The sequence below is a fragment of the Pseudomonas migulae NBRC 103157 genome, from assembly GCF_002091715.1.
GTDB lineage: Bacteria > Pseudomonadota > Gammaproteobacteria > Pseudomonadales > Pseudomonadaceae > Aquipseudomonas > Aquipseudomonas migulae_A.
This window is the reverse complement of record NZ_BDAG01000084.1, coordinates 1-6,456: the sequence shown is the minus strand read 5'-3', so window position 1 is coordinate 6,456 and position 6,456 is coordinate 1. Positions and strand designations below refer to the sequence as shown.

Genomic DNA, 6,456 nt, shown 5'->3' with positions numbered 1-6,456 from the left:
TTTTGGGAAGCCGTTACGCTCCTCAGCCGCCTGGCTTGCTTCTAAAGAGTCTTCCGCTGCCGACCTACGGCGCGTCTCTTCTTTCAGTTGTGCGCGTACTGTTTCGAGCTCTTCATGTAACTCTTCGGCGCGGGGACTAATGCTCACCATGTACGCTAACTTACTCCGGACTTCAGAATACTTTAAAATCATGTCCTGCCACTTTGTGAAAAACTCTTTAGACCTGACATTTATTTTTCGGGCCTTCGACTTCCATGCCTCCAACTCCTTAGTAGTTACAGCCACCTGCTCCTTGAGCATCAGGATATCCGCCTGTGCCTTTCTGGAACTGATAATTAACTTCTTGAGAAAACTGTGCTTCTCAAAATTTTCAATTCCATGGCTATATCCGGCGAGCCGAGCGTTGTGATGCGCAGCCTTGAGGTTGGACTTCATTTCTTTCGAGGCTTTCTCAAAACTCTCTTTGCGGCTTGCTATAGACTCAAGTTGAATCATCAAGCCTGAGGCTTGGGCCTGCTCCTCTTTCCAGGCCCTGCGGGTTAATCTCCGTCGTCTCGGGCCATATCTCAGCATGCCATTTGGCAACCCCACAGATGCATTGAAATCATCGAGCAAAGCTCGCATAGCAGCCTTATAAGCTTCGTTCTGAGCCCTTTTTAAGATTCCGGTATTCTCCGACACAGCTCGCTTTCCGTCATGAATTGAATCGAACCTTTGGCCCGTCCTGGGCACTACATAAAAATGAATATGAGGATTATCCTCGTCGGTATGCTCTAAAACCGTATGAAGCTGATCTCCATACTTTCTTTTGAGCCATTCCACCGTTTCGTCTCTAAATTTCTGCCAGGCTTCAGTGTCAATGGTATGAGGCGCAGAAACCACCCCAGCAACTAAACATAAGGCATCCTTTCTAGTTTTCCTACCAGTGACTTCTGCTAAGGACTCTGACCAACTAACACACGCCGACTCTAAATCCTCAAGGTTTTTCCCATACACTTTAATTGGTGGTTTGGGGAGAGCAATATGGGGGCAGTTGCGAGGATTGCGTAATGCTTCACCAACTATGCTTGCTACACAGTGCCCACCCTGCTTTCCCTTTTTTGGCGTCGAAAGGCTATAAGAGTCGATATGTAGAAACTGGAACACTGTGCGTCCTCCCTGCAGACCACGTAATTATTACAGTGGAGAGTTAGTGCGTTCAATGCCAAATCGAAACATATCGACCGACTATGCTTCTTACATTCCGTCTTCGACTACATTTCAGAAGCGCGGCCCCTTCGGGGTGTAAGTCAAAGTCCCGCCCTTCGCGGCCCGCGTCGGAGCTTGCCCGACTGGCGGCGGTGGCTGAGCGAGCTCAACCACCTTGCTTAGGGTGGGCTAAGTTCGTTAGCGTCAAGGGTACGCTCCGCGCAACAGTTTATTCGCCTCACCAAACAGCCGGTAAGACGAACCAAACTGATGCCCCTTGACCCTCCCATTATTCGGTTCTGGCCAGAGCTTATTTCTTTGACAGGATGTCCTTATATAATCTTTCTAGGCCTGCCACCTCTCTAGCCAAATCAAATAAATCATTTTCGCCTACAGCCAACTCTGGCAGGCTTTTTAAGAACGCTATTTCATCTCCATGCGCTGTAATCAGTGCGTGCGCATCTTTTGAATTACCCCAATAGCTTATATGATTATCGTTATCATAAATTATGGAGAACAAAAAACCTCCCGCATCACGAATCCGAAATACCGCGTCATCCTCACGACGCTCCATTTCCACCACGATATGCAGTCGTTTGACCAACGCATTAGCGCGTGAACGCCCTTCATAACTGACTAGATCTAACCTAGCAAAAAAATCATCCTTGCTAGTGATTCTCTGCTCACCAATATCCAAGTGAAGTTTATTCTGCAGAACCCTGTATTCCGCTAATTTGTCCTCGAGCACTGCCATAGTTGATACCAGCATGGAAGGAATACGTCCTCCCATACTAAGAACTTGATCCTTCAGTTCTTTTTGACGATTTTGAATCTCGCCAATTTTGGAGTTAATTGTATTGAGCTCTCGATTAAGATCAGACTGGGTGTTTTTTACCAGGCTAATACTGTTTATCTTGGCCAGCATCTCTTTAAATACTATCTGACAGATATCAAACCTGATCAGTTTGCTTGGGCAAGCCCCTTTTGAGGAAACATAACATCGAAGATATTTCCCGCCTTTGGGTGGCGCTCCCTTATTTACTAAGTGCATGGGGCCTCCACACTTCACGCACTTCGCAATTCCCTGCCAAACGTTGAAGTCTGCCGACTGTTTGGATGACTTACTAATCCTGCGGGAGTCTCGGGCCGCTTGGGCAGAATAAAACTCCTCTTCTGAGAGAACTGCAGGGAAAAAATTACTCACTGGCTCCCCACGTTTCGTGCGTTTCACTCCACTACCATCGTCTTCAAGCCCGGTTGGTTGGTACTCCCCAATCAACGCTCGATTAGATAATATTTTGGCGCAGGAGCTTCCCCCCCATAGGCCGGTGGAGTTTCTCCTGTTCGAGCCAAAAACCGGGATACCTGCTTCATTTAGCTTTTTGGCGATTACTCGATGACCATATCCATTTTCCGCCAAGCGAAAAATGTCTTTTACAACCTTAACTCGCTCGGGAATCAGTTCGTATGCGCCATTCACATACCGAATCCAGTACGGGCATGCGGCGCCCAACGCTTTGCCGAACTCTCGAGCGTCATCTTGCTTGCGTCGCCATACCTTACCTACCCTGTCGGCCTTGAGGCTCGACTCATTATGAGCCCGACTCATATTGAATATGCTGAGGATCAGCTGTTGGGCATCAAACTTTGCGGTATATAAGGTGTCATCGCTTGAAGTGTAGATGTCGATCCCTTGGTTAAGTATGTCTAAAAATCTAGGGAGTGCATCCCAGACTTCAGCACGGCTTAACCGGTCAAGGCTTTCGACAATCAATACAGACCCTTTGGGGATTGTTTCGTCTCTTACATGCCGAAGGAAGCGCGCGAGCTGACCCATGTCTCCCAGGTGTTCCCCTTTGTAGGCAGAGCGGCCTTTATCGAAGAATCGATATTCCTCCGAATCTACGAGCTCTAGACCTTTCGCCGCGCAGTAGGCTTCTGCTGCGGCCCTCTGCCGTCGGTAGCTGTCCCCCCTAGCCTGGTCGGGGCTTGAGAAACGGATATAGCTATAGGCCTTTCTGGATTCCACGATGTACTGCCTAATTTTCAGAGGGGGTGTAGCGTACTACAACCTGCTGTTCAGCGGACCACCTGGCACCGGGAAAACCCTTCTGGCGAGTCGTTTGCCGGGACTGCTTCCACCCCTGGCCGAACATGAAGCGCTGGAAGTCGCCGCCATTCAATCCGTCACCAGTTGCGTGCCCTTGAGCCACTGGCCGCAAAGGCCCTTCCGCCAACCCCATCACTCGGCCTCCGGCCCGGCGCTGGTGGGTGGCGGCTCGAAACCGCAACCCGGCGAAATCACCCTCGCCCACCATGGCGTTCTATTCCTCGACGAACTGCCGGAGTTCGACCGCAAGGTACTGGAGGTTTTGCGAGAACCGCTGGAGAACGGTGTCAAAATACTCACATATCTTGTTGGTTCACTCTATGATTGCCGGATAGATCTGGACGGATGCCACATACGCATCGCAGAGTTTTTCAAAGATATTTTTACAAAGTGTTTATCCCGGCGGGGCAGCTCCCTTATAATGAGAGGATACCAATCCCCCAGAATTCGTAACTTTTTGCTTTCCGCTGGGGGGGGATCGCCTCCAAGCAAAATAATTGTATAAAATCCAAAAGCGCTATTTTTCCGTGCCTGGCCTCGGTCTAAACAAGCTTGACTTGCAAACACTCAAATATCCTCCAAGCCCACGTATTATCGGGCATTGGCTATATTCTGTGGGCGGGATCTTTACTTCTCTATTGCATCGAATGCAGTTCCGTTGAATTCAGGGGCGCTCGGCTTCGTGGTTATTAATAATAATGATGCTCTTTCATGCATCCAACTAGGAAATAGGTTTTAATAAAAAGCTACCACGTCAAAAAACAATGAACATTACTTCCAAGATAGATTTATGGGGGTTTCAATCAAGTGTGGCACAGAATACCCATCATTAATCAAAATTATAGAAGCGCTGTATGTGATGGTATATGGATGTACCAAGGTCTACACTAGGCAGCGTGGATATCATGTCAGACTTAGGTTTACAGAGAAAATGGATAGTCGCAAATTCAGCGCCCGTCTTTCAACTTTTTTCAAAAGAAAATCCGACTACGTACCATTGCGCTTAACGGTAGTGGAATGCGATGAAGACGAAGATGGCTTACATCATCACTTCGCTATAATGTTGAATGACAGGCTAGATCGGAGACCATGCCTTGAACACTTCATGGCTCGGCTATTTGCTGGCGGGTTTTTAGCAAACTACGAGGTTGTCTGCCCCAATATTGATGCTTATGGGCACCACCTTCGGACCCTAGAAGAAAAAGACAGCTACTTTGAATGGATGACATATCTTGCGAAGGTCGCAACCAAGGCTGAGAATGGCCAGGTTTGGAGTCCCTGCCGTGCTGTCAGCCGTGCGCTGAAAGAATGGAAACTTGCCGGTAGACCTGATTTACGAAAACAACTATTCGATCAATACACGAAAGATAGCGTTGCCGTCGTTGATATTTTTGAACTCATGCAATTGATTGATGTGCCACCGATTGTTATGGTGTCGCACAAGGCTTCTAATTCGCTGTATGGGGCGATCTAAGCGATCACCCTATGGGGACAGTACTGGCTTCATGTTAGAGCCTTCTAGCGGCGATTATAGGCGACCCCGGAAGCACTTTGAGTAAGCTGCCCGTCCCCCATCAAGACGAATACTGACATTCCATTCGTAAATGTCCATGCCGCACCCCTTTGGTGATTTGAATACCCAGAATAGCCCCATATCCCGGTAAGTGGGAGGGTCGAGCGATCTCGCAGTTTCACCACTTTCGGCAAGGTATTAGTCATTCTACGACACCCGGGCACGTGTAAAAGACTCATCCAGCTTTATGAAGTTCTTCTAAAGCCTTGCTAAATTTCGTATGCGCTTCGTCACTAAGTTCTTTTCCGGAAATAACATATCTTTCCGAGCTTCGGATAACCTCAATGTTATATGTTACTGACAGAATTGCTATAAGATCATCGTCAATATCGAGTGATTCATTCACAAGAATCAATAGTTTGCCGGGAGAAATTGCAAGTCTGATGAAGCTCGGCTCGTAGTTTGTATGTTCTCCGTTATCTACTATCAGTGCTTCGTCACCCAAAATAAAATGTTCGTCTTCGGTGGCGAATTCAGCAATGATCCACTCCATTCGGTTGATTGACTCAATGAACTCTGGATCAACAATTCTTTCCACCATAAAGCTTAGGGCTACATTACCCCTTGCCGCCTGAATGTCTATACCGTTACGCTCAATAGCCGCAAAAACACCGGGGTTAACTTTTTTGAGACTGTCGAGATATTCCTCTATCGACGGGGCATCCTTGTAAGAGTCAAGTCTTTTAGGGGTTCTCTCTAACATTGAAGAGATAAATTTAGACCAAGTAGTTCTTTCATTCGCAGTCAGCGAGCCAACGCCATCACGTACTAACTTCTTGTGGATGGATGAAGACTGATCATCAATTTCCCCCATGAACGTCCTTTCGATTTCATCAGACGGCCCGCTGCGAGTTGGATGCTCTGGTTTCAAGGTATACAGGTTTTCTACATAAGCAACCGACTTTGGGTCGCCTTGTCTGTATGACATTCCTCCGCCTGGATTTCGTTGATAAATCCATAGCTTTCCATTTTCATTTTTCCACTGATTGAGGAAGAATCTGGGTATAAAATGATGCCTTTTCGACTTCTGATTATCGGACATAGACATTCTCAATGAAGGGACAACTAAATTTTATAATAGATGAGTACCCAAGTTCTCACCATACGTCATAACGTATTGCTGCTGTGTCTGACAGCGTGCAAGTTCGATACTAACGACTGATCAAAATATACGAATAGCTCACAAGGGTATGCAACAGAACCAGAACCAGAACAACTCACTCCTTGACGAGAACCTTTCGCCAAAGACCAGCTATCAAAGGAGTCTACTTTTTTGGTAGTCCGATAGGCCGTGCGTGCGAGCTATCAAAAAACATTTGTGGATAGCTATATGATAGAATTATCATAGGTCTATCGAAATTAACAATAAAGGATAATTATAGGATGAAAGCCCATCTGTATCTTCGTGCCAGCACCAAGGACCAAGACGCTCTGCGTGCGAAAGCTAGTTTAGAATCATTCGCAAAAGACAAAGGTCTCGTTGTTGCCAACATTTACTCGGAAAATATCAGTGGTACGAAATTGCACCGTCCTGAATTGATCCGGTTACTGGATGCAGCACAACCCGGTGAATGTATCGTATGCG

The 6,456-nt window shown here is 47.1% G+C and carries 5 protein-coding genes and 1 pseudogene; 3 read left to right on the top strand and 3 right to left on the bottom strand.

Translation table 11 applies throughout. The annotated features are described in order from the left end of the window. Both PMI01S_RS30605 and PMI01S_RS30600 read right to left on the bottom strand, forming a co-directional pair. Positions 1 to 1,146 (bottom strand): plasmid recombination protein (locus tag PMI01S_RS30605; RefSeq protein WP_174602696.1); only part of this gene is annotated, 1,146 nt, incomplete at its 3' end. Positions 1,147 to 1,498: 352 nt separating this feature from the next. Further along, complete coding sequence (locus PMI01S_RS30600) at positions 1,499 to 3,217, bottom strand: recombinase family protein (RefSeq protein ID WP_090473956.1); 1,719 nt, start codon at positions 3,215 to 3,217, stop codon at positions 1,499 to 1,501. Positions 3,218 to 3,254: 37 nt separating this feature from the next. Here PMI01S_RS30600 and PMI01S_RS30595 point away from each other — a divergent pair. Continuing rightward, positions 3,255 to 3,584, top strand: a pseudogene (locus tag PMI01S_RS30595) (ATP-binding protein); the annotation flags it as partial. A gap of 504 nt (positions 3,585 to 4,088) precedes the next feature. After that, the gene (locus PMI01S_RS30590; RefSeq protein ID WP_084323891.1) at positions 4,089 to 4,772 is read left to right on the top strand and encodes a hypothetical protein; all 684 of its coding nucleotides are present in this window, start codon (positions 4,089 to 4,091) and stop codon (positions 4,770 to 4,772) included. Between the two features lie 274 nt (positions 4,773 to 5,046). On the opposite strand, the gene PMI01S_RS30585 is transcribed toward PMI01S_RS30590, so the two are convergent. Further along, positions 5,047 to 5,913 (bottom strand): DUF4238 domain-containing protein, encoded by an 867-nt coding sequence (locus PMI01S_RS30585; protein ID WP_159439547.1) that lies wholly within the window; start codon positions 5,911 to 5,913, stop codon positions 5,047 to 5,049. A gap of 341 nt (positions 5,914 to 6,254) precedes the next feature. On the opposite strand from PMI01S_RS30585, the gene PMI01S_RS30580 reads away from it, so the two are divergent. Further along, on the top strand, positions 6,255 to 6,456 hold a 202-nt coding region (locus tag PMI01S_RS30580), incomplete at its 3' end, for a recombinase family protein (protein ID WP_169717224.1).

Bases quoted from the DNA above. Each gene is read 5' to 3' on its own strand.
- PMI01S_RS30590 (WP_084323891.1), top strand. From the start codon at position 4,089: ATGGGGGTTTCAATCAAGTGTGGCACAGAATACCCATCATTAATCAAA.
- PMI01S_RS30585 (WP_159439547.1), bottom strand. From the start codon at position 5,913: ATGTCCGATAATCAGAAGTCGAAAAGGCATCATTTTATACCCAGATTC.